Source organism: Amycolatopsis xylanica, from assembly GCF_900107045.1.
Classification (GTDB): domain Bacteria; phylum Actinomycetota; class Actinomycetes; order Mycobacteriales; family Pseudonocardiaceae; genus Amycolatopsis; species Amycolatopsis xylanica.
In genome coordinates this window covers 177,272-201,588 of sequence record NZ_FNON01000012.1, presented here as the reverse complement: position 1 = coordinate 201,588, position 24,317 = coordinate 177,272, and the positions used below count along the sequence as shown (strand labels likewise).

The 24,317-nt window shown below is 66.6% G+C and carries 27 protein-coding genes; 13 read left to right on the top strand and 14 right to left on the bottom strand.

What is annotated here, in order from left to right:
• Positions 1-18 precede the first annotated feature (18 nt).
• The gene (locus BLV57_RS38775) at positions 19-978 is read left to right on the top strand and encodes an NAD(P)-binding domain-containing protein (RefSeq protein ID WP_245757694.1); all 960 of its coding nucleotides are present in this window, start codon (positions 19-21) and stop codon (positions 976-978) included.
• A 106-nt stretch (positions 979-1,084) separates the two neighbouring features.
• Entirely contained in the window at positions 1,085-2,185 is a 1,101-nt protein-coding gene (gene arsB / locus BLV57_RS38770; RefSeq protein WP_091298610.1) for an ACR3 family arsenite efflux transporter, read from the top strand.
• Between the two features lie 72 nt (positions 2,186-2,257).
• Here arsB and BLV57_RS38765 read toward each other — a convergent pair whose 3' ends face one another.
• Both BLV57_RS38765 and BLV57_RS38760 read right to left on the bottom strand, forming a co-directional pair.
• Positions 2,258-2,923, bottom strand: coding sequence for a hypothetical protein (locus BLV57_RS38765; RefSeq protein ID WP_091298608.1), 666 nt, complete (start codon positions 2,921-2,923; stop codon positions 2,258-2,260).
• The gene (locus BLV57_RS38760; protein ID WP_143047266.1) at positions 2,920-3,573 is read right to left on the bottom strand and encodes a hypothetical protein; all 654 of its coding nucleotides are present in this window, start codon (positions 3,571-3,573) and stop codon (positions 2,920-2,922) included. Before BLV57_RS38760 ends, BLV57_RS38765 begins: the two co-directional genes overlap by 4 nt.
• On the opposite strand from BLV57_RS38760, the gene BLV57_RS38755 reads away from it, so the two are divergent.
• The gene (locus BLV57_RS38755; protein ID WP_091298603.1) at positions 3,572-4,492 is read left to right on the top strand and encodes an AbiTii domain-containing protein; all 921 of its coding nucleotides are present in this window, start codon (positions 3,572-3,574) and stop codon (positions 4,490-4,492) included. The genes BLV57_RS38760 and BLV57_RS38755 overlap by 2 nt on opposite strands.
• 5 nt (positions 4,493-4,497) lie before the next feature.
• Here BLV57_RS38755 and BLV57_RS38750 read toward each other — a convergent pair whose 3' ends face one another.
• A complete protein-coding gene (locus BLV57_RS38750; RefSeq protein WP_091298600.1) occupies positions 4,498-4,890 on the bottom strand; it encodes an ArsR/SmtB family transcription factor in 393 nt (130 codons plus the stop codon).
• A gap of 127 nt (positions 4,891-5,017) precedes the next feature.
• Between BLV57_RS38750 and BLV57_RS38745 the strand changes: the two genes are divergently transcribed.
• Together BLV57_RS38745 and BLV57_RS38740 are read left to right on the top strand one after the other, a co-directional pair.
• The gene (locus BLV57_RS38745; RefSeq protein WP_091298598.1) at positions 5,018-5,659 is read left to right on the top strand and encodes an arsenate-mycothiol transferase ArsC; all 642 of its coding nucleotides are present in this window, start codon (positions 5,018-5,020) and stop codon (positions 5,657-5,659) included.
• Between the two features lie 25 nt (positions 5,660-5,684).
• On the top strand, positions 5,685-6,089 hold the full coding sequence (locus tag BLV57_RS38740; RefSeq protein ID WP_091298596.1) for an arsenate-mycothiol transferase ArsC: 405 nt from the start codon (positions 5,685-5,687) through the stop codon (positions 6,087-6,089).
• Here the strand turns inward: BLV57_RS38740 and BLV57_RS38735 are convergent.
• Together BLV57_RS38735 and BLV57_RS38730 are read right to left on the bottom strand one after the other, a co-directional pair.
• Complete coding sequence (locus tag BLV57_RS38735) at positions 6,086-7,291, bottom strand: MFS transporter (protein WP_425426081.1); 1,206 nt, start codon at positions 7,289-7,291, stop codon at positions 6,086-6,088. The two genes, BLV57_RS38740 and BLV57_RS38735, sit on opposite strands and share 4 nt — an antisense overlap.
• A 1-nt stretch (position 7,292) precedes the next feature.
• Positions 7,293-8,603, bottom strand: a complete 1,311-nt coding sequence (locus tag BLV57_RS38730) for an NAD(P)-binding domain-containing protein (RefSeq protein WP_091298594.1) — start codon at positions 8,601-8,603, stop codon at positions 7,293-7,295.
• A 99-nt stretch (positions 8,604-8,702) separates the two neighbouring features.
• Between BLV57_RS38730 and BLV57_RS38725 the strand changes: the two genes are divergently transcribed.
• Positions 8,703-9,539, top strand: a complete 837-nt coding sequence (locus BLV57_RS38725) for a helix-turn-helix domain-containing GNAT family N-acetyltransferase (protein ID WP_091298680.1) — start codon at positions 8,703-8,705, stop codon at positions 9,537-9,539.
• A gap of 57 nt (positions 9,540-9,596) precedes the next feature.
• The gene (locus tag BLV57_RS38720; RefSeq protein ID WP_091298592.1) at positions 9,597-10,631 is read left to right on the top strand and encodes a flavin-containing monooxygenase; all 1,035 of its coding nucleotides are present in this window, start codon (positions 9,597-9,599) and stop codon (positions 10,629-10,631) included.
• Here BLV57_RS38720 and BLV57_RS38715 read toward each other — a convergent pair.
• Positions 10,628-11,002 (bottom strand): ArsR/SmtB family transcription factor, encoded by a 375-nt coding sequence (locus BLV57_RS38715; protein ID WP_091298590.1) that lies wholly within the window; start codon positions 11,000-11,002, stop codon positions 10,628-10,630. The two genes, BLV57_RS38720 and BLV57_RS38715, sit on opposite strands and share 4 nt — an antisense overlap.
• Positions 11,003-11,089: 87 nt before the next feature.
• Here BLV57_RS38715 and BLV57_RS38710 point away from each other — a divergent pair, with 87 nt between their 5' ends.
• Positions 11,090-11,299 (top strand): hypothetical protein, encoded by a 210-nt coding sequence (locus BLV57_RS38710; RefSeq protein ID WP_091298588.1) that lies wholly within the window; start codon positions 11,090-11,092, stop codon positions 11,297-11,299.
• Complete coding sequence (locus BLV57_RS38705) at positions 11,296-12,501, top strand: M28 family metallopeptidase (RefSeq protein WP_091298585.1); 1,206 nt, start codon at positions 11,296-11,298, stop codon at positions 12,499-12,501. The genes BLV57_RS38710 and BLV57_RS38705 overlap by 4 nt, the downstream gene beginning before the upstream one ends.
• A 42-nt stretch (positions 12,502-12,543) precedes the next feature.
• Here BLV57_RS38705 and BLV57_RS38700 read toward each other — a convergent pair whose 3' ends face one another.
• The gene (locus tag BLV57_RS38700; protein WP_091298582.1) at positions 12,544-13,575 is read right to left on the bottom strand and encodes a DUF4238 domain-containing protein; all 1,032 of its coding nucleotides are present in this window, start codon (positions 13,573-13,575) and stop codon (positions 12,544-12,546) included.
• A gap of 72 nt (positions 13,576-13,647) precedes the next feature.
• Between BLV57_RS38700 and BLV57_RS38695 the strand changes: the two genes are divergently transcribed.
• The gene (locus BLV57_RS38695; protein WP_143047265.1) at positions 13,648-14,823 is read left to right on the top strand and encodes a hypothetical protein; all 1,176 of its coding nucleotides are present in this window, start codon (positions 13,648-13,650) and stop codon (positions 14,821-14,823) included.
• 149 nt (positions 14,824-14,972) lie between these two features.
• Here BLV57_RS38695 and BLV57_RS38690 read toward each other — a convergent pair whose 3' ends face one another.
• The 7 genes from BLV57_RS38690 to BLV57_RS43085 all read right to left on the bottom strand — a co-directional run bounded on the left by BLV57_RS38690 (position 14,973) and on the right by BLV57_RS43085 (position 18,331).
• Complete coding sequence (locus BLV57_RS38690; protein ID WP_218134976.1) at positions 14,973-15,308, bottom strand: YnfA family protein; 336 nt, start codon at positions 15,306-15,308, stop codon at positions 14,973-14,975.
• Positions 15,302-15,748, bottom strand: a complete 447-nt coding sequence (locus BLV57_RS38685) for a MerR family transcriptional regulator (protein WP_091298573.1) — start codon at positions 15,746-15,748, stop codon at positions 15,302-15,304. Before BLV57_RS38685 ends, BLV57_RS38690 begins: the two co-directional genes overlap by 7 nt.
• A complete protein-coding gene (locus BLV57_RS38680) occupies positions 15,745-16,017 on the bottom strand; it encodes a hypothetical protein (protein ID WP_218134973.1) in 273 nt (90 codons plus the stop codon). The genes BLV57_RS38685 and BLV57_RS38680 overlap by 4 nt, the downstream gene beginning before the upstream one ends.
• 124 nt (positions 16,018-16,141) lie before the next feature.
• Positions 16,142-16,606, bottom strand: a complete 465-nt coding sequence (locus tag BLV57_RS38675; protein ID WP_091298568.1) for a YkvA family protein — start codon at positions 16,604-16,606, stop codon at positions 16,142-16,144.
• The gene (locus BLV57_RS38670; RefSeq protein WP_091298565.1) at positions 16,582-17,250 is read right to left on the bottom strand and encodes a cation efflux transmembrane domain-containing protein; all 669 of its coding nucleotides are present in this window, start codon (positions 17,248-17,250) and stop codon (positions 16,582-16,584) included. Before BLV57_RS38670 ends, BLV57_RS38675 begins: the two co-directional genes overlap by 25 nt.
• The gene (gene cmtR, locus BLV57_RS38665) at positions 17,247-17,588 is read right to left on the bottom strand and encodes a Cd(II)/Pb(II)-sensing metalloregulatory transcriptional regulator CmtR (protein WP_091298561.1); all 342 of its coding nucleotides are present in this window, start codon (positions 17,586-17,588) and stop codon (positions 17,247-17,249) included. The genes BLV57_RS38670 and cmtR overlap by 4 nt, the downstream gene beginning before the upstream one ends.
• 158 nt (positions 17,589-17,746) lie before the next feature.
• Positions 17,747-18,331, bottom strand: a complete 585-nt coding sequence (locus BLV57_RS43085; protein WP_143047264.1) for a hypothetical protein — start codon at positions 18,329-18,331, stop codon at positions 17,747-17,749.
• Positions 18,332-18,570: 239 nt separating this feature from the next.
• On the opposite strand from BLV57_RS43085, the gene BLV57_RS38655 reads away from it, so the two are divergent.
• Genes BLV57_RS38655 through BLV57_RS38645 form a run of 3 tightly spaced genes read left to right on the top strand, consistent with a single transcriptional unit; the run spans position 18,571 to position 24,219 of the window.
• On the top strand, positions 18,571-19,209 hold the full coding sequence (locus tag BLV57_RS38655) for a hypothetical protein (RefSeq protein ID WP_091298555.1): 639 nt from the start codon (positions 18,571-18,573) through the stop codon (positions 19,207-19,209).
• On the top strand, positions 19,206-22,463 hold the full coding sequence (locus BLV57_RS38650; RefSeq protein ID WP_091298552.1) for a helicase HerA domain-containing protein: 3,258 nt from the start codon (positions 19,206-19,208) through the stop codon (positions 22,461-22,463). The genes BLV57_RS38655 and BLV57_RS38650 overlap by 4 nt, the downstream gene beginning before the upstream one ends.
• Before the next feature lie 25 nt (positions 22,464-22,488).
• Positions 22,489-24,219: an AIPR family protein gene (locus tag BLV57_RS38645; RefSeq protein WP_091298549.1), complete on the top strand. Its 1,731-nt coding sequence runs from the start codon at positions 22,489-22,491 to the stop codon at positions 24,217-24,219.
• The last annotated feature ends 98 nt before the right edge of the window (positions 24,220-24,317 follow it).

Here is a 24,317-nt window from a genome sequence, read left to right as displayed (position 1 = left end):
TGGACTTCGTCATCCTCGATGCCCAGGACTCGCCCGGCGGCGCCTGGCGGCACGGGTGGCCCTCGCTGCGGCTGTTCTCCCCCGGCCCAGTACAGCTCGCTGCCCGGCCGGGGCATGCCACCGCAACCGGGCGAGCCGTACCCGACGGCGTCGCACGTCGTCGACTACCTGCGCGCCTACGAAGCCCGCTACGACCTGCCGGTGATCCGCCCGGCCCGCGTCACGACCGTCCACAATGGCGACACTCGACTGACTGTCGAAACCGAGCAGGACCAACGGTTCGCGGCGCGGATCGTGATCAGCGCGACCGGCACCTGGTCCCGTCCATATCTGCCGCACTACCCCGGGCAGCGCGACTTCGCCGGACGTCAGCTGCACACCGTCGGCTACCACGGCCCCGAGGAATTCCGAGGGCAGCGGGTCGTCGTGGTCGGCGGCGGCAACTCCGCCGCGCAGATCCTCGCCGAGGCCTCCACCGTCGCCGACACCCGCTGGGTCACCACCCGCCAGCCCCGGCTACTGCCCGACGACGTCGACGGCCGCGTCCTCTTCGGGGTCGCCTCGAAGTACTTCCTCGCCCGCCAGACAGGGGAGGAGAGCTCGGGTGTCGCCGGCCTCGGCGACATCGTAGCCGTGCCGCCGGTGCGCGAGGCCCGCGACCGCGGCGTCCTGCACGCCGAGCCGATGTTCACCCACCTCACCGAACACGGCCCCGCCTGGGCCGACGGCCGCACCGAAACCGCCGACGTGATCATCTGGTGCACCGGCTTCCGCCCCGCCCTGGCCCACCTCGCGCCGCTGCGCCTGCGCGACCAGGACGGGCACCTCGCGCTCGACGGCGCCCACGCCCGCGGCGACAACCGGATCTACCCGCTCGGCTACGGCGACTGGACCGGCGCCGCCTCGGCCACCCTCGTCGGCGCCGCGCGGACCGCGAAGACCGTCGACGCCGAGATCGCACGGAGAGCCGCGGCATGAGCCGGGAGGTCTGGACCACAGCCGCTGAGCTGGATCTCGCGTTCGAGGCGGCCCGCCTGCTACTGTCTGAATCGGCAAACTTCAATCCAGCAAGAGGCAGGTGGTCATGAGCGAGTCTGTCGCCGAGCGCGCCGGGGAACAGCACGAACCGGCCGTGATGGGCAAGCTGTCCACCTTGGACCGGTTCCTCCCCGTGTGGATCCTGCTCGCCATGGGCATCGGCCTCGGGCTGGGACGGCTGATTCCGGGCCTGAACACCGCTCTGGACTCGGTGAAGATCGGCTCGGTGTCGCTGCCGATCGCGCTCGGCCTGCTGCTGATGATGTACCCGGTGCTGGCGAAGGTCCGCTACGACAAGCTCGACTCCGTCACCGGCGACAAGAAGTTGCTGGTCTCGTCGATCCTGCTCAACTGGGTGCTCGGCCCCACGCTGATGTTCGCGCTGGCCTGGCTGCTGCTGCCCGACCTGCCCGAATACCGCACCGGGCTGATCATCGTCGGCCTCGCCCGCTGCATCGCGATGGTGCTCATATGGAACGACCTCGCCTGCGGCGACCGCGAAGCCGCCGCGATTCTCGTCGCGCTGAACTCGGTGTTCCAGATCATCGCGTTCGGTGCGCTGGGCTGGTTCTACCTGCAGGTCCTTCCCGGCTGGCTCGGCCTGTCGCAGTCCGAGTTGCACGTGTCCGGCTGGGACATCGCCAAGTACGTGCTGATCTTCCTCGGCATCCCGCTGCTCGCCGGATACCTGACCCGCACCTTCGGCGAGCGCGCGAAGGGGCGTGACTGGTACGAGAACAAGCTGCTGCCGAAGATCGGGCCGTTCGCGCTCTATGGACTGCTGTTCACCATCGTCATCCTCTTCGCCTTGCAAGGCGGGACGATCACCTCGCAGCCGGTCGACGTCATCCGGATCGCGCTGCCGCTGCTGGCCTACTTCGGACTGATGTGGGGCCTGTCATTCTGGTTCGGCAAGCGCGTCGGACTCGGCTACGAACGCTCCACCACGCTGGCGTTCACCGCGGCGGGCAACAACTTCGAACTCGCCATCGCGGTCGCGATCGGCGTGTTCGGGGTGACCTCCGGACAGGCGCTCGCGGGTGTGGTCGGGCCGCTGATCGAGGTGCCGGTGCTCGTCGCGCTCGTCTACGTCTGCTTGTGGGCCAAGAAATTCTTCACCGAGGAAAAGTCGGCTACACGCGATTGATCTGGTCGAGCGCGTTGGGTTGCGAGGTGCGGGTAGCTAGGCTGCCCGCACCGGCGCCCGACGAAGGCTCGGCTACTTGGCCTGGACCAACCGCCCGTCCGCGTGTCGAATCCAGTTGATTCCGCTTGCGTCGCGAAACTTCAGGTGCACGCCGACGTTGTTCACGAGCTCTAGCCGTCTCGTCAGGTACGGCGAAGGGTAGGCGGGCTCGCTCCGAGGATGGGCTGACTCGCTGGCCTGTATCTCGTCGAGCGCGATCCGCAGAAAACCGCGGAAGGCCTCGCTTAGCTCCGTGACAACCTGCGTTTGCTGTGTCGGGCCTAGGTTTCTCAAGCCGAAGGGCGGTCCAATGTTGATGCTGCCGATGACGGGTCGTACAACGACGTCGAAGACCGGCGTGGCCCCACTGTTGTAGTAGGCGACCTCCAGATCGGCCCCATTCCACTGGATCCATACGGCGAACTTGCTCGCGAGTTCGCGTTCTTGGTCGGCGCGGCGTTGCTCGTCGCTCCGTCGCCACCCCTCGACCGCGATCCAGACCGCCGTGCCTGCGGCGACGATGCTGCCGAGCCCGCCTACCCACTGGCCCCAGGCGGCCCGCCAGCCAGAGTCTTTCTTGAGTGCGATGCCGAGCGCCAAGAGCAGCAGGCCGCCGACGAACGCCAGGAACCCATAGAACCAAACTTCGTTCCATAGGTGTGTCCGAGATGAGGTCGGGCGGCGACTGTGGCGGGTCATCGGGTGAATCGCCGTGCCAGAGTAGCGAAATCTCGAACCGTTGAGTCGAGTGCTTCGCTGGCGTTGTGGAGGCGCTGAGGGACGATCGTGGGATCAGCGGATGCACCTTGATCATCGAGCAGGAAGTAGAGGGTTTCCTCCGCTGCTTGAACCTTGCGCGCCTCGTTGGCCAACTCCGTTGGGCCGTAGAGGTACAGCAAGGCAGACGTCTCGCGACCTTCCGAGCGGGCTTTGTTCATGAGGTCGATCCAGCCGTTGACTTGGTCATTCTGTGGTCGAGGCTGTCCCGCGTTTCGAGCGCGCCCCGCTGCGTTCAATGAGATGACGCCGTATTTGGTCGTCGTTACAGCGCTGATGAGCTTCGCGCAATGCTCGCCTCGGATCTGACGTGTGCGCGCCCGAGAGCCGATCAAGGACTTGATCGGCTCCAGCGCAACGCCGATGGTGACGCCTGCGAGCGCGAACAGACCGGTGATCACGTTGGGCCACATGCCGATATGTCGTTCGGCAGTGCTGAATCGTTTCGCCCACGAATCACGATCCAACAGGGCACGGCGGGGGCATGGAAGTAGCCCGGCCGGTTCACGGCGCGCTGCCTTGTCGGTGTTGCGACGTAGACTCCTAAGAGGATCAAGGAGGTAGGTTGTCATGGGCCAACTGCAGCAGATCGTCGCTGATGCGATGGATGGCGAGAAGCCTGTGTCCCAACTGCTTCGCGCCGTACAAGTGCTCGCTGTGCGGGGCGACGTCGATGACCTCGCGGAGTGGGTGAAAAAGGAACGTGACGGGTACGCGGCCGGTGAGGCGATCCCGCGCTACCGTGGTCCAGATATCGCCCACGTGTACGCGAACCTGAACGGTCCTTACGGCGCCAGCGCGACAAATATGCTGTTGCCCGAGTCGTTGTTCCCCGAAGACTTCGCGAAGATGTTCCGCTTCGAGTTTCGCCAGCCGATCGCTGAACTCGAAGCTCTCATCAAATCCGACCAGGACAAGTTGGAGGCTCCCTGGTCAGGAAACGCCATCGCCTGGGTGAACAGCCAGATCGATCGCGGTGAAGTCACATTGATCGAAGGTATGTACCTCGCATCCGCGCGCCGCGTTGTCTCCGTTGGCCGCGTTATCAGCGTGATCGACGCGGTGCGCAACCGGATCTTGGACCTCGCACTCGAGCTCGAGAAAGTAGCTCCCCGACTCGATGAGGCGAACGTGCAAGCGGTGGCGGAACGTGAGCAGGTCAGTGCCGTCTTCCAGACGATCGTCAACGCAGAGAACGCCTATGTGGGCAACAACCAAACTGCCGTGCACTACGAGGTCCAGGTGATACCTGGTGACACAGAAAGTCTGACGCGTTTTCTGGAAGGTATCCGCGGTGCGAGCGAGGACGACAAGCTCGAACTGATTGCTGCGGCCGAGGCCGCGCGGGAGGCAGGGCCGGACGCGGTCGAAGAAGACAGCCGTTTGATGGCGGCGATGAAAAAGGTCGGTAGCGTTGCCGGCAAGATCGGCCAAGAAGCCGCAGGTGTCGCCCTCAAACTTGCTTTGCAACGGTGGCTTGGGGGTAGCTGACCGCGCTAGCAGCGGTTGCCCGGCGTCGCCTTACTGTCCGCGGGCCGGTCCGCGAGCGGTCCACCGGGCTTCAGCAGGCTTTCGAGGGCTTCGAGCGGGCCGGGCAGTACGCGGTACCAGCTCCAGGTTCCGCGTCGTTCCCGGTCGAGGATCCCGGCGGTGACCAGTACGCGCAGGTGGTGGCTGAGCGAGGGTTGCGGCATGTCGAACTCTTCGGCGAGGTCGCAGAAGCAGGCTTCGCCGCCCGCGGTGCCGCGTACGAGGGAGAGCAGCTTGATCCGCACCGGGTCCGCGAGCGCCTTGAACAGCTTGGCGGCCTGCTCGGCTTCGGCGTCGCCGACGACGTCGGCGGGCTTGGACAGCATCAAGGTCACCGGGACCGGTTTGGTGCTCGCCATGTGTCCTCCTCGCTGGCCTAGGTTGACGTCTACCACACGAGCGTACCCGCTGCATTGACAAACATCGATCCAGGGCGATTGAATTGCATTGGTAGACTTCGATGCAGTCGCTCGTCAGGAGAAGATCATGGTCAACACCACCGATGGCCTGCCCGCGCGCGAGGTGGCGCTGCAACTGGATCGGATCGTCGACGAGCTGGCCGACAAGTTCCACGGTGTCTTCGGCCGCGAGACCGTCGAACAGTACGTGCGCGAGACCTACGCGCTGCTCGACGAGCACGCATCGATCAAGACCCACCTGGCGACGCTGACCGCGCGATTCGCCCAGGACCGGCTCACTGACCTGGGCAAGTCCCAAGGTCTGACGCACGTCACGGTCCCGCAGGTGCTGTTCATCTGCGTGCACAATGTCGGCCGCTCCCAGATGGCTGCCGCGCTGCTCGACCACCACGCGTTCGGCCGCGTCACCGTCCGCTCGGCCGGGTCCCAGCCCTCGGGCCGCATCCCGGACGAGATCGTCGGCGCGCTGTACGAGCTGGGTGTCCCGCTGACCTCCGCCTTCCCTAAACCGCTGACCGACGAGGTGGTGCGCACCGCCGATGTGGTGGTCACCATGGGCTGCGGTGACGCTTGCCCGGTCTACCCCGGCAAGCGCTACCTCGACTGGGACGTCGCCGACCCGACCGGCAAGCCGATCGAGGCTGTCCGTCCCATCCGCGACGACATCGACCGCCGTGTCCGCCATCTGCTCGACGAATTGACCGACTGACCCCTGGATTCTTGGAGGAATCGACGTGACCAGCGTTCCCGAAGTGCTGTTCGTCTGCGTGCACAACGCCGGCCGCTCCCAGATGGCCGCCGCGTTGCTGCAGCACTATTCGATGGGCCGTATCGCCGTGCGCTCGGCGGGCTCTGAGCCCGCGGAGAAGGTGAACCCGGCCGCCGCGGCGGCCGTGGCCGAGTGGGGCTTGGACATCACCGCCGAGGTGCCGACGAAACTGTCCACGGAGGACGTTCATGCGTCCGATGTGGTCATCACCATGGGCTGTGGCGACACTTGCCCGATCTTCCCCGGCAAGCGGTACCTCGACTGGGACCTCGAGGACCCGGCCGGGCAGGGTCTCGATGCGGTGCGCCCGATCCGCGACGACATCGACCGCCGCGTGCGTGGACTGGTCGCGGAGCTGCTCGACAGCTAGCCCCTGCCCGGAATCGTGGCCATCGCCAGCGCCCCGGCGAGACCCGCGATGACGGCCAGGACCGCGAACACCGCCGGATACCCGCCCAGGTATCCGGCGAGCGCAGTCCCAGCCCACGGCGCCAGTGCCGCCGCCACGGTCACGGGCGCGGACAGCAGGCCGTTGAGCCGTCCGTAGTGGACTGATCCCCAGCGGTCGCTGATCGCGGTCGCCTCCAGCAGCGTGAAGATCCCGCGGCTCGCGCCGACCAGGACGGACACCGCGACGAGCAGCACCGCCGGTCCGGGGAGCAGCCCGAGCACGAGGATTCCGGCGGCGGCGAACAGCAGCACGATCAGCGTGCGGGGCCGCACGGACGTCGCCGCGGTGAGCCGGGCGTAGCCGAGCCGTCCGCAGACCTGCCCGGCGCCGCCGAGCCCGAGCGCGAGCGCCGCGGTGCCGGTGGACATCCCGCGCCCGGTCAGCAGCGGCACCAGGTTGACTACCACGGCGTAGACGGCGAACGCGGCCAGGCTCATCGACACCGCCAGCAGCACGAACGGACGGCTGCGTGCGATAACGTCTGGCGCGTGGTCGGTCACGACGGTGTCGTGCTCGGGCAGCGGGTGCGGCCACTCGCCGCGTAACCCGAGGGCGTGCAAGGGAATCGTGACGACGGCCAGCACCGCGGCGAGCACGAGATACGTGTGTCGCCAATCCATGTGGGCGACCAGCAGGGCGGTCAGTGGCGCGAACACCGTGCTCGCCAGCCCGGCGATCAACGTCACCGCGGTCAGCGCCACCACCCGCCGGGGCCCCCACCAGCGGGTCAGCGCGGCGAACGCCGGCCGGTACAGCACCGCCGCCATCGCCACCCCGGCCACGACCCAGCCCGCGAAGAACCACCCGGGCGAGCTCGCCCGCGCGATCATGAGCACCGCGGGCACCGCCAGCACCGACCCGGCGGTCATCACCACCCGCGGCCCCCATCGGTCCAGCCACCGGCCGACCGGGATCCCGACGAGCGCGGATACGAGCAGGCTGGCGGAGAAGGCCGCCGTGAGGGTGCCCGCCGGCCAGCCGGTGCTCGCGCTGATCGTCGGCGCGAGCACCGGGAAGGCGTAGTAGAGCACGCCCCAGCTGGTGATCTCGGTGATACACAAGACAATCAGCACGCGCCGCAGCGCGGCCCGCGGCCGGGTGACCGCCGCCTGATCCACCAAGTCAGCGTGCGGCCGACGGTGCGGTCAGCGTGACTTCGGCGGGGCCGCAGCAGCCGCCGGTGTCCTGCGCGGGCTCGTCGAACACCCCGGCGCCGCCGCAGACCCCGGTTTCGGGCAGCGTGAGTTCGACGCGCCCGGCGGCCTCGTGGTCACCGGCGAGCGCGGCGACGACGCTGCGGACCTGCTCGTAGCCGGTCATCGCCAGGAACGTCGGCGCGCGGCCGTAGCTCTTCATCCCGACCACGAACACGCCCGGCTCGGGCTGGGTGAGTTCCTTGACGCCGTGCGGGTAGACGGTGCCACAGGAGTGCACGTTCGGGTCGATCAGCGGCGCGAGCGCGCGCGGCGCCTGCAGCACCGGGTCCAGGTCGAGCCGGACCTCCGACAGCCAGGACAGGTCGGGTCGGAATCCCGTCAGCACCACGATCTCGTCGACTGGGTCGAGCTTGTGGCCGTCGAACGACTCGAGTACCAGACGACCATCGCCGTCGGGCTGCACGGCCGCAGTGCGGAACCCGGTCACGGTTTCGACGAAGCCCGCCTCGGCCGCGGCCTTCGCCCGCAGGCCGAGTGCTCCGCGCGCGGGCAGCTGGTCGGCGTCGCCGCCGCCGAACACCGTGCCGGTCGCGCCGCGGCGCAGCAGCCACACGATCTTCACGTCCGGGACATCGGCGAGCGCGACCAGCGCCGTCAACGCCGAATGCCCGCTCCCGGCGACCGCGATCCGCTTGCCCGAGTAGCGCTCGCGCACGGCCGGGTCGGCGAGATCCGGTACGCGGTAGGAGATCCGGTCGCTGGACGCGATCTCGCCGAGCGCGGGCAGGCCATCGCCGCCCAGCGGGTTCGGCGAACCCCAAGTGCCGGAGGCGTCGATCACCGCCCGCGCGGTGATCCGTTCCTCGCCATGGTCGGTGACGACGTGCACGGTGACTGGCTCGGTGTCGCGTCCGGCGTCGACGACGAGGTCGCGTCCGCGCCGGGCGACCCCGGTGACGCGGGCGCTGAAGCGAACCTTGTCCCCGAGGACTGCGGCGAGCGGACGCAGGTAGTCCCGCGCCCATTCGGCGCCGGTGGGGTAGGCCGTCGGCTCGGGGCGCTGCCAGCCGGTCGGCGCGAGCAGCCGTTCGGCGGCGGGATCGACGAGTTCGGACCATTGCGAGAACAACCGCACGTGGTTCCACTGTGCGACCGCGGCACCCGCCTGCGGCCCGGCCTCCAGCACGAGCGGGGTGAGCCCGCGCTCGACCAGCTGGGCCGCCGCGGCCAGTCCGACGGGGCCTGCTCCGACCACAACCGCTGGCAACTCGTCCATCACACGCTCCCTGTATAGACATTCATCAAATCAACGATGGCGACTGTATCGACCTGGATCGATTGACGCAACCATCGATCTGTGTCGATAATGGGCCGCATGACGACGACGGTGTCCCCGACGCTGGGGGCGGACGAGGCCACGACCTATGCGGACTGGTTCGCCTGCCTGGCCGAGCCCACCCGCGTGCGGCTGCTGCACGCGGTCGCGGTCGCGACCAAGCCGGTCACGGTGGGGGAGCTGACCGAGCAGCTCGGGATCAGCCAGTCCACCTGCTCGCATCACGTGCGCAAACTCGCCGACGTCGGCTTCGTGCTGCTGAAAAAGGAAGGCACGACCACCCTGATCACGGTCAACGCCGCCTGCTGCACCGGCCTGCCGCACGCCGCCGACGCCGTCATGGGCGTGCTCGCGCCCCGCGGCTGCTGCCCGGCCGACCTGCCCGCCGACGTCACCGTCCGCGCCATGACCACCCAGGACTGGCCAGCCGTGCGCCGCATCTACGCCGAAGGCATCGCCACCGGCGACGCCACCTTCGAAACCGAAGTCCCGCAACGGCAAACCCTCGACAGCAAATGGCTGCCCGAACACCGCTGGATCGCCGAGATCGACGGCGAGGTCGCCGGCTGGGCCGCCGCGACGCCGGTGTCCACACGCGACTGCTACCGCGGCGTCGCGGAAACCTCCGTCTACGTCGGCGACACCTTCCGTGGCCGAGGTGTCGGGAAAGTGTTGCTGCACAAGCAAGTCACCGCCGCCGACGCCGGTGGACTGTGGACCTTGCAGACCGCGATCTTCCCGGAGAACCGCGCCAGCCTCGCCCTGCACCACGCCGCCGGATTCCGCACCCTCGGCGTGCGCGAACGCATCGCCCAGCACCACGGCGTCTGGCGCGACACCGTCTTCCTCGAACGCCGCGCCGCCGACCAGAACTAACCCCACCCACCCGCCAACCCGTTGCCCTGTCAGGGTGACGGTCTCTTCGAGGTGCCCATGAACAACGTCGACGCCATCGTCATCGGCGCGGGCCAATCCGGCCTCGCCGCCACCCACGCGCTCAACGCCCGCGGCATCACCCCGCTGGTGCTCGAAGCCGGAGCGAACCCCGTCGGATCCTGGCCGCACTATTACGACAGCCTCACCCTCTTCTCGCCCGCCCGCTACAGCGCATTGCCCGGCATGTCGTTCCCCGGCGACCCCGACCACTACCCGCACCGCGACGAAGTCGTCGACTACCTGCGCACCTACGCCGCCCACCTCGACGCCGACCTGCGCACCGGCCACCGCGTCACCACCGTCACCCGCAGCGACACATTCACCGTGCGCACGGACCAGGAGACGTTCACCGCGCCGATCGTCATCGCCGCCACCGGCGGCTTCGGCCGCCCGCACCGTCCCGACCTTCCCGGGCTCGAGACGTTCACCGGCACAGTCCTGCACGTCACCGACTACCGCGACCCCGCTGTCTTCGCCGGGCAGCGCGTCATCGTCGTCGGCGCCGGAAACTCCGCCGTCCAGGTCGCCACCGAACTCGCCGCCCACGCCGAGGTCAGTCTCGCCAGCCGCACACCGGTCAGCTTCGTCCCGCAACGCCCGCTCGGCCGCGACGTGCACTTCTGGTTCACCGTCACCGGGCTCGATATCGCGCCGATCGGCCGCTGGCTGCCCAATCACGTCACCGCGCCCGTGCTCGACACCGGCATCTACCGCGCCGCGCTCACCGCCGGCCGCCCCGACCGGCGCCCGATGTTCACCACGCTCGAGGATGACAAGGTCACCTGGCCCGACGGCCAAGTCGAGAAGATCGACGCGATCATCCTGGCCACCGGTTACCGCCCCGACCTGCCCTACCTCCGCGACCTGGGCACCCTCGCCTCCGATGGCACACCTCTGCACTCCGGCGGTATTTCGCGAACACACCGCGGGCTCGGCTACGTCGGCCTGGAGTGGCAGCGCAGCCTGGCCTCGGCGTCGCTGCGCGGCGTCGGCCGCGATGCTCGCCACGTTGTGGCCCGGCTGCTCGGCTAGGCCGGGGCCAGGCGCGGCGTCGCCAGCAGCGTCGACAGACGGCTCAGGTTCTCCGGGCGGGGCCAGTAGTAGACCCAGGTTCCGCGCCGCTCGCTGTCGATCAGGCCCGCCTCGCGCAGCACTTTGAGGTGGTGGGAGATCGTGGGCCCTGTCAGATCAAACGCCGCGCTCAAGTCGCAGACGCAGGTCTCGCTCTCGGCCGAGGTGATCAGCGACAATAGTCGTAGTCGGACCGGGTCACCGAGAGCTTTGAACGCCTTGCTCAGGTCAACGGCCTGCTCGGCGTTCAACGGCGCCGCGACCAGCGGCGCGCAGCAACCCCCGCCGACCGTCACGTCTTCCACGTCCAGCACCGTCTTCTGATTTGACATCTGTCTATCTTGACAGTCGCCTAATCAGCGTGCAAGGTAGCCGTTACTTAGATATCCATCTATATAGAGCCTGGAAGGAACAGTCCTATGAGCAACGAGACGCCCGGCGGCTTCGCCGGAGACCGGGCCGAAGCGTTCACCCTCGCCGCCACCAGCGGCTGCTGCGGCACCGCGACCGCCACGGCCACCACGACAACCTGTTGCGGCACCCCCGAAGCCGCCACCGCCGCGGATAGCTGCTGCGACCCGACCGCCAAAGCCGACGCCATCGCCGACGGCGCGAGCTGCTGCGGATGACCTCCCTGCCCGCCGACCCGGCGCTCGCCGAGATCTCCGTCGACCGGCTCCACAGCACCGTCGACACACTCGCGTGCGACGCGTTCACCGGCCGCCGGGTCGGTACCCCCGGCGGCCGCGCCGCCCGCGACTGGCTCGCCGGCCAGCTGCGGGAGATCGGCGCGGCCGTCACCACCGACGAGTTCACCGTCCACGGCGTCCGCGAGCTCTACGAGACACCCGAGTTCGCATGGACCGACGGCTCCACGACCCAGCGGCTCGTCCACCGGCGCGACTTCGTCGAACATCTCACCTCAACTGACCAGTCCTTGGCGCTCGACGGCGCCCTCGCGCTCGACGGCGCCAATCACGAACCCGGGCGGTGGATTCTCGCCAATGCCGTCGAGTCGAACGCGATGACGCGCGCCGTGCGTGGGGGAGCGGCGGGGCTGTTGGTGCCACGCGGAACCGACGACGCGGGATGGATGCCCAAGATGATCGCTGGACCGCCGGCAGGCGAGCTTCCCGTGATCGCTCTACGCACCGATCTCCACCGCCAGCTGACTGGAGCAGCGGAGACCGGCGCCGCTCGGGTCACCGCGTCCATGCCGCTGCGCAGCATCACCGTCACCGGCTCCAACGTCCACGGCGTCTTCCGCGAGCCCGCGACCGCCGGGATCTCCGTGCTGCTGACCGCGCACTACGACGGCGTCGGCGACGACCCCGTCCAACGCCTGCCCGCCGCGGCCGACAACGCCTCCGGCGTCGCCGCCATCCTCGAAGCCGCCCGCATCCTCGCGACCGACCTACCCGACGTCGGACTGGCCGTCACCTTCCTCGACGCCGAAGAAGCCGGAGCCCGCGGTTCCGCCCACCACGCTCCCGAAGTTGCGCCCGGCACATACGTCATCAACCTCGACGGCGCCGCCCAGCTTGACGGTTTCGCCGCCGTCCAAGCAGGTGGCCCCGCCGAGGACTTGCTTGCTGCTCTCGACCATGCCGGCCGCGACACGGGCGTCCCACTCCGAGCCGGAGCCATGCCCTCGGACAACCGCCGCTATGCCGCCGCCGGACTCCCTGCTGTGGGCATCGGCATGGGCATGCCCGGCTATCAAACCCCCGCCGAAACCCCTGACCGTGTGAATACCGAGACCTTGATCGCCGCCACGTGTCTCGTCGTCGCTACGGTCAGATGCCTGTGCTTGCTAGGAAACCATCGCTGAACATCCGGCCTGACAGGCATCGCGAAAGTGCAGGCGACGGAGCTATTGCCGGTGGTGCCGCTGTCTCCCTCGGGGCGCGGCGGGCGCCGCCCGTTGTATCCAGTAATGGAGGATATCCCCGATGAACTCGTCCTCCCCGTCGAGTCCGGTGCGATATCCGGGGGCTTCGTTGAACCGAATGGTCGGTCGCTTCGCCGCCAGCTGGATCTCGTGCATCTGCTTCGGGCGACGGGGATGCCCAACGATGAACTTGTGGCAACCGGCCGCGACATCGTCATTGCACCGTCTCACACGATCGGGTTCGATCCGGATGGATGGTGGCCGTGGCTGGTTACCAAGAACGAGCTGGTGACCGGCGCCGATCGGGAACCGGATTTCTTCCGCGTTTGTTAGGCCGATGCCACGGTAGCGGCTCGCGGGGGTGGGCTTGCTCCACATTACGAGCGGCGCGTCCGATGTGAGCAGGCGCGGTTTACGGGCGATTTCGAGGCTCCAGTGCCTGTTCAGCAATGCCGACATGCTCTTGTCCACCGACCTCATCGGCAACGTTACTTCCTCGTTCCTGGTGAGATGCCCCATCTGCTGCGACACTTGGATCATCGTCAAAGCACCGCGAACTTCTCCCGCACTGGCTGAGAATCCCAGGTGGACTTTCTCCAGATACTCCGCCACGAGTGCTGTGTCGATGGCACGGGCACCAGCGTATTTGATCACTTCGACAGGGAAGCGGAGGCGTTCCCGAGTTTCGGGCGTACGGTTCGCCTGTATTGCCATGTAGACGGCGAGAATCTCGCGCTCAGCTGAGCCTACGCGTGGAGGCGCCTCGCCTTCGATCACCGCCTTGATCGCTGCATCCGCCGGACCATCAATACCGGCGAGCCACTCTTCGACTTCGGTCGAGTGGCCCCCGTCAGGGGTCTCGGTTGTATAGAAGCCCGACTCGACGGCGACGTTCAGTGCACTGGTGACTACCAGTTTGCTCCTGGTGCGCCAGCGCACGGCCACTTTGCCGTCGCAGCCGAAACGCTCGAGAAAGGCGCGCGGAACAAAATGGTGACGCTTCGGTCCAGCCATTCGTGCCAGGATAGACACCTACGCTGATCTTCGAAGGGCGGTGTGTCCTACTTGGTGCACTCTTGGGCGCGGATGGTGCAGGACTTCGAGCACGAGACGGTAGAGCTCGTTCGCCTCGACGGTCAGCGTATCCAGCTGTCGAGCCCAGGAACCTCCGATCCCTATCGGACATTCCTAAGTGCTACCTACGACTTCGTCGATCGCGTGCTCATCCTCAACCTGGTGCACGGAGATCAGGTCGAGGTCGAGATCGGCGGATTTCCAGACGATGACCACCGTCGAGGTGACCGGCTGTGCGTTTACCTGGACCAAAATCAGTGGATCAAGCTCGCCCAGTACGTACACACCCCCGACAAGCTGACCGCGCCCGAGCGTGCGGCGGCGGAGACTGTGTGCCGTTGGGCGCGCGATCAGCGCATCCTGTTGCCGCTGTCGGGGGCGCACCTGACCGAGATCGCCTCAGCGCGATCGCGGTACCGGAACACGCTCGTGCCGCTGATGCTCGAACTGTGCCGCGGATGGCAAATGCGATCCCCGATCCGCGTGCGCCAAGACGAACTGCGCGCGATGTTCAGAGTTCGGCAGGCAGGGCAGCAGACCAGCGAGGAAGCACGGCCAGCGGTATTCACCCTTGAACCTGGAGCTCTGTTCGGCACGGACGCCTCGCCGCCGACGGGCGGCACGGTGCCGCCCGAGTTCGCGGAACTCCATCGCCGTGTCACCTGGGTTACGGCGATGTACTCCAGTGTGCTCGACGACGAGCCGATCGAACGGGGCCAAGCTGACGAACTCGCCGACCGCTGGGCCAAATCACTGCACGAGTTAGCCGTCGAGCTGAAGAGGAACACCGCTGCTCGCGAGAATTCGCGCACCGTGATCCGTACGCGCTTGATAGTCGACATGCGGGATGACGTGATCGAGGCAGCTTTGGCTGCTGGTATGCCGCTGGAGCGGTTCGAAGCCTGGCACACCGAGGAAGCGGAGCAGGATCTCCTGGCAACGCCCTATGTCGGGACCGTGTATGAGGCCACGCACGCTCGACTTCGCAACGCCGGCGACGTCTGGCACGGCCACGACCTCAACGACCTGCTCTATCTCGCCTGCGCAAGTGCCTACGCCGACGTGGTCGCCTGCGAAAACAAGGCAGCCGACTACCTCGCCCGCGCCTGGCGCAGCCGTTCTGGAGGGGCGAAGCTGGTGAAGACACTTCCTGCCCTGGTGGAGCATCTCCAGCCGATTTTGAGGTGATCGCTTCCTGGCTAATCAATCATCGTGTCGGCGGACCTCGACCTCGCGATCGCCGTCGAGGTTCCGGCGGTTGTGGCCGGGATCGTCGGTTGCTTGTGGGCAAGGAAATTCTCGTCGCGCGGACGATCTTGTGTGCGGGCAAGACGTGTTCAGCCGCGCGGCGCGTACATGATCAGGCCGACTCCGGCGAGGCAGATCAGCGCGCCGATGATGTCGAACCGGTCGGGTCGGTAGCCGTCGGCGATCATGCCCCAAGCGAGGGATCCGGCGATGAAGATGCCGCCGTATGCGGCGAGGATCCGGCCGAAGTTCGGGTCCGGCTGGAATGTCGCGACGAAGCCGTAGGCACCGAGCGCGATGACTCCCGCGGCGATCCAGAGCAGGCCGCGGTGTTCCCGTACGCCTTGCCAGACCAGCCAGGCACCGCCGATCTCGGCCAGGGCGGCGAGCGCGAACAGCACCAGCGAACGAGCGATCGTCATGATCGGGACGATAGCCCGCGGTCATGTCCGGCGATGTCGGAGAACGGGATCGGGCAGGTCGGTGCATGCGAGCAAGCGATCAGGTCGTCGCATCCGGCGTTGAGCGCGGCGTGCAGCGTGTCGCGGATGACGCTGAGGTCGGCGATCTTGGCTTCGACGTCGGCCAGCTTGGCGGTGGCGAGCGCCTGCACACGGCCCGGCGGGCGTCTGCCATGCCGGTGGCGGCCGATGTCGAGTAGATCCGCGATCTCCTCGAGGGTGAAGCCGAGGCGCTGCGCCGCTTTGATCACCCGGAGCACGGTGACCGCTTCCGGTGGATAGAGACGGTGTCCGCCGAGCGTTCGTTCGGGTTCGGTGAGTAGGCCTCGGTGTTCGTAGTAGCGCAGCGTTTGCAGGTTCACTCCGGCCGCGTCGGCGAGTTGGCTGCTGCGCAGGCTGGTCACGTTGGTGATCCCGCCGCCGTCGTGGCACGAGTGTGCAGCGCGTCCAGTATGGGGGCCTGAGTGGCCGGGACCGTGATGTCGAGCTGCAGCTCGCCGGTCGCGGCTGTCAGGGTGAAGGTGAAGAAGGAACAGCAGCCGATCTCGCGCATGGCCAAGCCCGCGGCTTTCTCGGCTACCTGCGGCGCTGGTTCGAGTTCGATGCGCAGTCGCGTTGATCCTTTGCGGGCAATGCCGCGCAGCGTGGTGAACAGTTCGTCGAACTCCGCCATACGTAGCGGGTGCTCCTCCGTCGGCAGCGTGCATGCGCGCGGGACCCAAGTCTGTGCGTCTGTGTTCATGGCATCACCGTAAGCCTGTACCTGGGTACCGGATGCAAGGCGAATGGCTTGATGATCATTGGTCGGGCTTGTTCGCACGGCGAGACAGGCCGGTCAGCCGGGCCAGCGTGGCGAAGCCGTCGTCGGTGCCTGGCCAGTGCGAGCGGACGGCGCCGAGTCCGGAGTGGCGGATGACGCTGCGGAGGACGGCGATGACGAGGATCGCGTCGTCGGCGTAGCCGAGGACGGGGATGAAGTCCGGGATCAGGTCGATCGGCAGGGCGAGGTAGGCCAGCAGCATGCCGAGTTGGATCCGGACCTTGCGTGGCAGGGCTTTGTCGGCGGCGAGGCGGCGTACCAGTCTCAGTACGTCCGGCAGTATTCGGAGCGCTTCCCGCAGGAGGGCGCCCTGCGGTCGGACGATCACGAGCGCTACGACCAGGACGATCCACGTCACCAGCAGCGCGCCGATGATGCCGAGCAGCAGGTCCCACCAAGTCGAGCCTGTGACGGAATTCAGCAGCAGTGGTCGCCGCGCCATGCTTCACGGCCTTCCTTGACGGCGACGGCGGCGATGACGAGTGCGACGAGCGGGTCGGCCCAGTACCAGCCGAAGAGGCTGTTGAGCAGCAGTCCGACGAGCAGGACTCCGGACAGGTAGGTGCAGAGCAGGGTCTGCTTGGAGTCGGCGACCGCGCTGGCCGAGCCGAGTTCACGGCCGGCGCGGCGCTGGGCGTAGGACAGGAACGGCATCACGACAAGGGAAACCGCCGCGAGCGCGATCCCGACGGTCGAGTGCTCGGCGGGGTCGGCGCCGAACAACGTGCGCGCGGATTCGACGGTGACGTACGCGGCCAGTGCGAAGAACGACAGCGCGATGACTTTGAGCGCGGTCCGTTCGCGGGCTTCGAGGTCTTTGCCGGAGAATTGCCAGGCGACGGCGGTCGCGGAGGCGACTTCGATGACCGAGTCCAGGCCGAAGCCGATCAGGGCGGGGGAGGAGGCGATCGTGCCCGCGGAGAGCGCGACGATCGCTTCGATGATGTTGTAGGTGATGGTCGCCGCGACGAACAGCCGTACCCGGCGGGCGAGCGCCGCGCGCCGTTCCGGGCTCGCGGAGGGTGCGGGCGCTGGGCAGCAGCCGTCGGCGCACCTGGCGAGCGGGAGTTCGACGGGCTCGCTCACCGGATCGTCCTGGTGACGGGCGCGTCGTCGACGCACGGCTCATCGGTGTCGACCGCGAGCACGACTTGCACGAGTTCGCGCAGCGCGCGGGCGAGGTGGGCGTCGGCGAGGGTGTAGCGGACCTGGCGGCCTTCGTAGGTGGCGACGACGAGTCCGCAGCCGCGCAGGCAGGCCAGGTGGTTGGACACGTTCGAACGGCTCAGTCCGAGCTGCTCGGCGAGCTGGCCGGGGTAGCTCACCCCGTCGAGCAGCGCGACCAGGATCTTGCAGCGGGTCGGGTCCGCGAGGGCTCGGCCGAGCCTGGCGAGCGCGGCGCCACGGGTTTCACACGTCAGCACGGCTCGAACAGTACAGCAACCGGTGAAGTATTAGGGTGGCTGCCAGCGGTCGCTCCAGTTCTTCGCCTGCGTCGTCGTAGCGTGCGCCGGGTGTCCAACGAGCCAGCAAGTCGGCCGTCCCGGATTCGCCGTCGGCTCGGCCCCGCTGGCGATAGCGGTCAGGTCTTGGAGCGGCCCTGGCGACGACGCCGAGCTTGTTCAACTTCCAGTCGCGCTTGTGCGAGGTCGTAGCTGTCGGCGTGGGACTGGAGAGTGACCTCGAGGTCCTGTCCTTCGAGAGGGCCTTTCGGGATCAAGACTTTTGCAACAACGTGGCGGAATGTCAGGCGATAGGTGTAGCCGGTAGGCCCCGTGTCCCATTGAACGTCACACGGTGCGTCGAGATCGGGAGCTGGGAAATCGACCTCGGCGCATCGCTTTTGGACAGCTGCGCGCGCGAGAAGCTCCCGTTCGTGTCCGAGATGGGGAGTGCCGTTCTGGGAGCGGCGGACCAGCTTCTTCACGCTCAGCTTGAGCGTGTCGTAGGCGGCGTTGCCGATGATCCCGGAGCCCAGGGCGACCCCAACGAACATGGCAATCTCTACGACGATGTTGTTGTTGCCGCCAACGATGATGTTGCCGCCGCGGACGTCCCCGCCGATGTGGATGTTGTGCTGTCGTGACGCTGGTTGATCGCCACGCGCCTCGGTGGCGGAGGCGCGTTCTGCGCCGTTGTCATTGGCGGCACTGGTGTCGCTAGGCACGCAGTGAGACTACCGCCCTGGGGATGACCTGCACCGTCACCGGTTTGGCGTGATCGTTGATCGCTCCGGCGAGCCCGTGAGTCAGCGAGCCCGGAGGTGCGCCGTGAGGGTGGCGTATGGCTCGTCGTCGAACTCGGCAGAATCGGCGTGCTAGCCGCCGGTCACTAGCCATGGGGGTCATTGCGTCATTCCGGCGACGACTCTCCCCGTCATGCCGGTATCCAGGTACGTTCGGACCCATGGCGGACTCGGACCTGACCCTGCCGGAACGATCCGCGTTACTCGCGCTGATGGCCATGATCCGGGACGCGTCCAACGCCGACCTCACCAGTGAAATGGGTATCAAGATCGAGAAAGGTGTGCGGGAACACCTGGTCGAGTTGGGTTACATCAAGGCGTGGCAGGTCGGCCGATACCGGGCGTGGATGCACGAACTGACCGACGCGGGTTGGCGGCGCTGTGGGGACGAACTGGGAAGCATCACCCCGCAGGGCGCGCCCAAAGCAACCCGGCTGCAATATGCGCTGACCCGGCGGTTTGCCGCTTTCTTGATGCGATCCGACCTGCGCGTCGCGGACATCTTCGTCCTGGACGACAAGCCGACGGCCCCAGCCGTTGACCTCGCAGATCGAATCCGCACCGCATACGCCGAACTGGCTACCACCCCCGGCGCCTGGGTCAGTCTGGCCCGGCTACGGCCCGCCTTCGCCGACGTGCCGCGTTCTGACCTTGATGCCACACTTCTTCAGCTGGCCCTCGAGCCGAAAGTGCGGCTCAATCCCGAGTTCAACCAGAAAACACTCACCGCGGAGGACCGGGCAGCCGCGCTGCGCACCGGCGGCGAGGACGTGCATCTCCTATCGATCGAACAGTCATGAAGGAGATCGAACACGACGCACTGACCGAGCTCGTCAAGATCAACTGGGCGCCTGTCAGGGAAAGCGTGTGGAAGGTGCCCGAGGCGCACATCGACGGTCTCAACGATCGGGCATTACAGACGGTCATGGCCGGCTTCGCCACCGCCGATGCCAACGAAACGGACAGTCCGATCGGCGTGGTTGTCACAGGCCGGCCTGGTTCGGGCAAGACCCACCTCGTCGCTACCGTACGGTCGCGGGTCAGTGCGGCGGGCGGCTATTTCTTCGCGCTTGACCTACGGCACGAACGGTCCTTCTGGCAGAAGGTCGTGCACGATGTGCTCGACGGCCTGTTCCAACTCGGTAAGGACGGCCTCGAGCAGGGCGCCATCCTGCGAACGCGACTGTCCCGGAAACTCAATCTCCCAGACCCCATACACCGACAACTCGTGGGACTGGACAAACTGACCCGGTCCGGGCTTGATGACCTGATCGAGGCGCTGGACCGGATTGATCGACGGCTCGCGTTCGAATGCGGCCAGACCCTTCGAGCCTTGACTCTGGCCAGCAATTCGCCGAAGACGAGGGATGTCGGCGTTGCCTACCTGTCCTCGGAGAGCGAGTCAGCGGTCGGCGAACGGGCCGAATGGGGCCTTCGCGCCGACCCTCGAAAACCGCACGAAACGGTCAGCGAACTGTTCAAGCTGATCGCGCTCACCGGGCCAAGCGTGATCGCACTGGACCAAATCGACACGCTGATCAAACAGTCGGAGCGAGGAACCGACAGCGCCACATCCGAGGTCGTGCCTGACTCGATGGGGTTGCCCAGGCAGCGGCTGTTCGAGGATGTCGGCAGTGGGCTGATGGAGCTACGCGAAGCCACCCGTCGGTCATTGGTTCTGGTCGCCTGCATGGATTCGGTCTGGCAGGACATCAGGGACTATTCGCCGAGCTCCGTCGGGCAACGGTTCCGTCGTGCCGAGCAGCTGGACACCATCCCGACTGCGGCGATAGGGCAGACACTCATCGAAAAACGATTCGCGCTCAAATTCGAAGAGGTCGGCTTCACCCCGCCCTATCCGAGTTGGCCGGTACGACCACAGGCGTTCGCCGACGCGGTCCGGTTCACTGCGCGTGGCCTCATTCTCAGGGTCGACGCCCACATCCAGGCGTGCCTGAACGCGAACGAGGTCATCGAGTTGACCAGCCTCGCAGAGGTGAGCAACGCCGACGCACCCGCGCCACGACCGGGGCCCGCGCTGGTGCCGGTCGATCGCGGCACGCTCACCGAGATTGACCGGAGCTTGGCTGCTCTGGCCGAGGATGCCAGCGTGATCGCAGAGGTCGCCAAGGCGCTCGACCCGTACCAGGAGGATCAGCGCATACCTGACCTCCTGTCCCCCGCTTTGAATCGGTGGGTCGCTGAACAGGGCGAAGAATTTCGCGAGTACGAGATACCAACGGAAACGATGGCCGCGGGCAATCCGGCGCTGCATGCCGAACTGCGACAGATCGTGGACGAGGGCACCGAGGACAAGATCTATTGGTCGTTCCGGGCGATCGGGTGGACAGACGGGAGAGCGGTGATCAACCGGATCGACCGAGTCCTGAATACCACCGGGCTGGACCCGGCCGCTCCGAAACGCAAGGTCTACCTGCTGCGCACTGGCGATTGGTCGAACGGCCGCAAGACCCGAGAGAAGGTCCAGGAATTCGAGGCGGCGGGCGGGGTCGTGATCCGGCTGACGAGAGAGACTCTGGAGACCGACCTCCGGACGTTCGCGGCGGTGGAGCGACTGGCCGCGACCCAGCCGCCGGCCCAGTTCAACGCGTGGTTGCTCAGCCGCCGTCCGGCCAGCCACACCGCGTTGCTGCGCGCGGTGTTCGGCGACCCACCTGAGGACGCCGAGCCGTCACACCCCGAACCCGGGCCGACTCCAGCGCCGCAACCCTCCGGCCTGTCCCGGCCGATGGCCGACCTGGATACGACCAAGTCAGCCACGAATACACCGGATCTGGCGACGGCAGACCCTGTGACCATGGACCCGCTGACGCTGCACCTAGGCGATCGGATGGACACCGGCGCGGCGGTGACGATCGCGTTGGAATCATTACGGAAGCACACGGCGATCTTCGCAGGGTCCGGGTCGGGCAAAACGGTGTTGATCCGCCGACTGGTCGAGGAATGTGCGCTGCGCGGCGTATCCGCCATCGTGCTCGACCCCAACAATGACCTGGCCAGACTCGGCGACGCATGGCCGCGGCCACCGGACGCCTGGAGACCCGAGGACGCGGCCCACGCCGAGGACTACCTGCGCAATACCGACGTCGTGGTCTGGACGCCCCGCAGGGAAACCGGCCGGCCGTTGACGTTCCGCCCACTGCCCGACTTCGCTGCGGTCGCCGACGACCCGGACGAGTTCCGCCAGGCCATTGAGACGGCCGTCGCAGCGCTGGCGCCACGTGCCCGCGCCGACGGCCCAACCGCGAAGGCCGAGCGGTCACGCGCGGTGCTTAATCAGGCGTTGCAGTACTTCGTGCACAGCACCGGCGGCGGGCTCAGCCATTTCCTGGATCTGCTCGGTGACCTGCCCGATGACGTCACGCCCCTGGCCAAAGCGGCCGAAATGGCTGCGGACATGGCGCAGACCTTGCGCGCGGCCATGATCAACGATCCGTTGTTCGGCGGCGTTGGTGAGCCGGTGGAGCCCGGCGTACTGCTCACCCCATCAGCCGGGAAACGTGCCCGAATCTCGGTGATCAGCCTGATCGGCCTGCCCGCCGAGGAACAACGGCAGAGTTTCGTCAACCAACTCCAGATGGCCCTGTTCGCCTGGATTAAGCGGCATCCCGCCGGTGACCGGCCACTTGGCGGCCTGCTGGTCATGGACGAGGCGCAGACCATCGCCCCGTCCGGTTCACTGACCGCAAGCACGTACAGCACCCTCGCGTTGGCCTCGCAGGCCCGCAAGTACGGGCTCGGCCTGGTGTTCGCCACGCAGGCGCCGCGCGGTATCCACAACCGGATTTCCGGCAACGCCGCCACTCAGTTCTTCGGTTTCCTCAACAGTCCGCCGCAGATCGCGGCGGCCAAGGAAATGGCAGCCGCGAAATCCAGTTCGGTGCCGGACATCTCCCGCTTGGGCGCCGGCCAGTTCTACGCCGTCGCCGAGAGTTTGGCGTTCCAGAAGATCCGCACCCCGATCTGCCTGAGCTACCACCCGTCGAGCCCGCTGACCGTCGAAGAAGTCGTCGCCCGCGCTCGGCAGAGCTGATGCCCGTGCAAGGAGTGAACCAGCCGTGGAGAAGGTGATTGAGAGCCTGGTCAAGGGCTTCCAGGCCGACCACGACCTGACCGAACTATCGGAATTCGAGGCGTTCGAGGCATTCGCCACCTACTGCGTGCTCAGTTCGTACTACAACGATTCCTTCAATCCGGACGAGTATCGTATCGGCGGTGGCAACGATCTCGGCATCGATGCGTACGCGGTCCTGATCGACGGAGACCTGTACCGGGACCCGATGGACGTGCGGACGGCGATGAACCGCAGGCGGCCTCAGGTGCAGTTTGTGATCATCCAGGCCAAGACCAGCAGTAAGTTCGAGACCAAAGTGATTTCGGATCTTGCGGACAATCTTGGTCACTTATGTGGGTCTGGCGTGGTCCCGTACGACATATCAGCCGACGTGACCAGCCTGCGCGACTGCCTGGACATCGTGTTCGAGAACTCGGCCCGGCTGGCCGGCCAACTACCGCAACTGCACGTCCACTATGTGACTACCGGTGATCAGATCTCGGATATGGTCAACCGCAAGGCGCGGTCGGCCGAGAAGCACCTGGACAAGATCAACCGATTCGATACGACCGACGTGCGCTGCGTGAACTGGCGGGAGCTGCGCACGCTGTACCAACAGGCGACTAGCACCATCCGAGTCACCCTGCCGGTGCCGAAACAGTTCGCGGTGCCGGCGGCCCCCGGTGTTGAACAGTCTTTTGTGGGACTGATCGCCGCACCGGAGCTGGTCCGCACGATATTGGAGGACGGCTCGGGAAAGCTGCGCGAGAACCTGTTTGAGAGCAACGTGCGTGCTTTTCAGGGCTACAACAGGGTCAACAGCGGTATTCGAGACACCCTGCGAGATTCGGTCAAGCGGCAGCGGTTCGCTGTGATGAACAACGGCATTACCATCGTGACCCGAAAACTGGACCGAGTTGGTGATGATTTCGTGTTGGACGATTTTCAGATCGTGAATGGCTGCCAAACTTGTCATGTGTTGTTCCACGAACGCGATCAGCTTACCAACCAGGTTTTCGTCAGCGTCCACATCGTTCACTCGATGGACGAGGACGTGATCCAGGGTATTGTGGCGGCAACCAACCAACAGACCCCCGTCAGCGACGAGGACTTGGCCGCACGGGAGGACTTCCACAAGGAGCTGGAGGACTTCTTCACGCTCGGCTGGGACAAGCCACACCAGCTGTTCTATGAACGTCGCGCGAAGCAGTACAGCGAACGGAAGGATGTGGAGAAGACCCGCGTCATAAGCCGTGCCCAACTCAGCCGCGCGTACCTGGCGATGTTCCTGAACGAGCCGTCTCGCGTAGGCCACTACCAGGAGCTGATCAAGGCGCGCGGCACTGAGCTGTTCGTCACCGGCCAGCCGCCGATCCTATACTACACAGCTGCGGCGACCTGGTACCGATTGGAATGGATGATCCGAAACCAGCGCATCAATCGTGGCTATCGACCCACCCAATATCATCTAATGGCGATGATCCGGCAGAAACTGGTCGGTTCGGTGAAACTGCCGCCGAACAACAAAGTGGCACAGAAAGAGTGCGACCGAATTCTAAAGATAATCTGGAACGCGGAGGCTGCGGAAAAGCTGGTCGTCCGCGAACTGCTACCGGTGATCCAGCGGGCCATCGACGCCGAGCGGGCCGCCGGAGTGCCGCTCGGGGAGGCAGTGCGCAACGAGCGGTTCGCCGATCTGGTCCGTAGGGAGCTGACCGACAGCACTGGTCGCTAAGCGCGGGTCCGATCCCGAGCGGCCGGCCGACCTGGAGAACCGAGTCACGTCGCTGGAACACCGCGGCTGCGTCGGGGATATCCTGCGGGCGGTTCGCC

Excerpts from the sequence above, each read along its gene's own strand:
- BLV57_RS38775 (WP_245757694.1), top strand. The coding sequence starts at position 19 with ATGCCCAGGACTCGCCCGGCGGCGCCTGGCGGCACGGGTGGCCCTCGC.
- arsB (WP_091298610.1), top strand. The coding sequence starts at position 1,085 with ATGAGCGAGTCTGTCGCCGAGCGCGCCGGGGAACAGCACGAACCGGCC.
- BLV57_RS38765 (WP_091298608.1), bottom strand. The coding sequence starts at position 2,923 with ATGACCCGCCACAGTCGCCGCCCGACCTCATCTCGGACACACCTATGG.
- BLV57_RS38755 (WP_091298603.1), top strand. The coding sequence starts at position 3,572 with ATGGGCCAACTGCAGCAGATCGTCGCTGATGCGATGGATGGCGAGAAG.
- BLV57_RS38760 (WP_143047266.1), bottom strand. The coding sequence starts at position 3,573 with ATGACAACCTACCTCCTTGATCCTCTTAGGAGTCTACGTCGCAACACC.
- BLV57_RS38750 (WP_091298600.1), bottom strand. The coding sequence starts at position 4,890 with ATGGCGAGCACCAAACCGGTCCCGGTGACCTTGATGCTGTCCAAGCCC.
- BLV57_RS38745 (WP_091298598.1), top strand. The coding sequence starts at position 5,018 with ATGGTCAACACCACCGATGGCCTGCCCGCGCGCGAGGTGGCGCTGCAA.
- BLV57_RS38730 (WP_091298594.1), bottom strand. The coding sequence starts at position 8,603 with ATGGACGAGTTGCCAGCGGTTGTGGTCGGAGCAGGCCCCGTCGGACTG.
- BLV57_RS38725 (WP_091298680.1), top strand. The coding sequence starts at position 8,703 with ATGACGACGACGGTGTCCCCGACGCTGGGGGCGGACGAGGCCACGACC.
- BLV57_RS38720 (WP_091298592.1), top strand. The coding sequence starts at position 9,597 with ATGAACAACGTCGACGCCATCGTCATCGGCGCGGGCCAATCCGGCCTC.
- BLV57_RS38715 (WP_091298590.1), bottom strand. The coding sequence starts at position 11,002 with ATGTCAAATCAGAAGACGGTGCTGGACGTGGAAGACGTGACGGTCGGC.
- BLV57_RS38710 (WP_091298588.1), top strand. The coding sequence starts at position 11,090 with ATGAGCAACGAGACGCCCGGCGGCTTCGCCGGAGACCGGGCCGAAGCG.
- BLV57_RS38705 (WP_091298585.1), top strand. The coding sequence starts at position 11,296 with ATGACCTCCCTGCCCGCCGACCCGGCGCTCGCCGAGATCTCCGTCGAC.
- BLV57_RS38700 (WP_091298582.1), bottom strand. The coding sequence starts at position 13,575 with ATGGCTGGACCGAAGCGTCACCATTTTGTTCCGCGCGCCTTTCTCGAG.
- BLV57_RS38695 (WP_143047265.1), top strand. The coding sequence starts at position 13,648 with ATGGTGCAGGACTTCGAGCACGAGACGGTAGAGCTCGTTCGCCTCGAC.
- BLV57_RS38680 (WP_218134973.1), bottom strand. The coding sequence starts at position 16,017 with ATGGCGGAGTTCGACGAACTGTTCACCACGCTGCGCGGCATTGCCCGC.
- BLV57_RS38675 (WP_091298568.1), bottom strand. The coding sequence starts at position 16,606 with ATGGCGCGGCGACCACTGCTGCTGAATTCCGTCACAGGCTCGACTTGG.
- BLV57_RS38655 (WP_091298555.1), top strand. The coding sequence starts at position 18,571 with ATGGCGGACTCGGACCTGACCCTGCCGGAACGATCCGCGTTACTCGCG.
- BLV57_RS38650 (WP_091298552.1), top strand. The coding sequence starts at position 19,206 with ATGAAGGAGATCGAACACGACGCACTGACCGAGCTCGTCAAGATCAAC.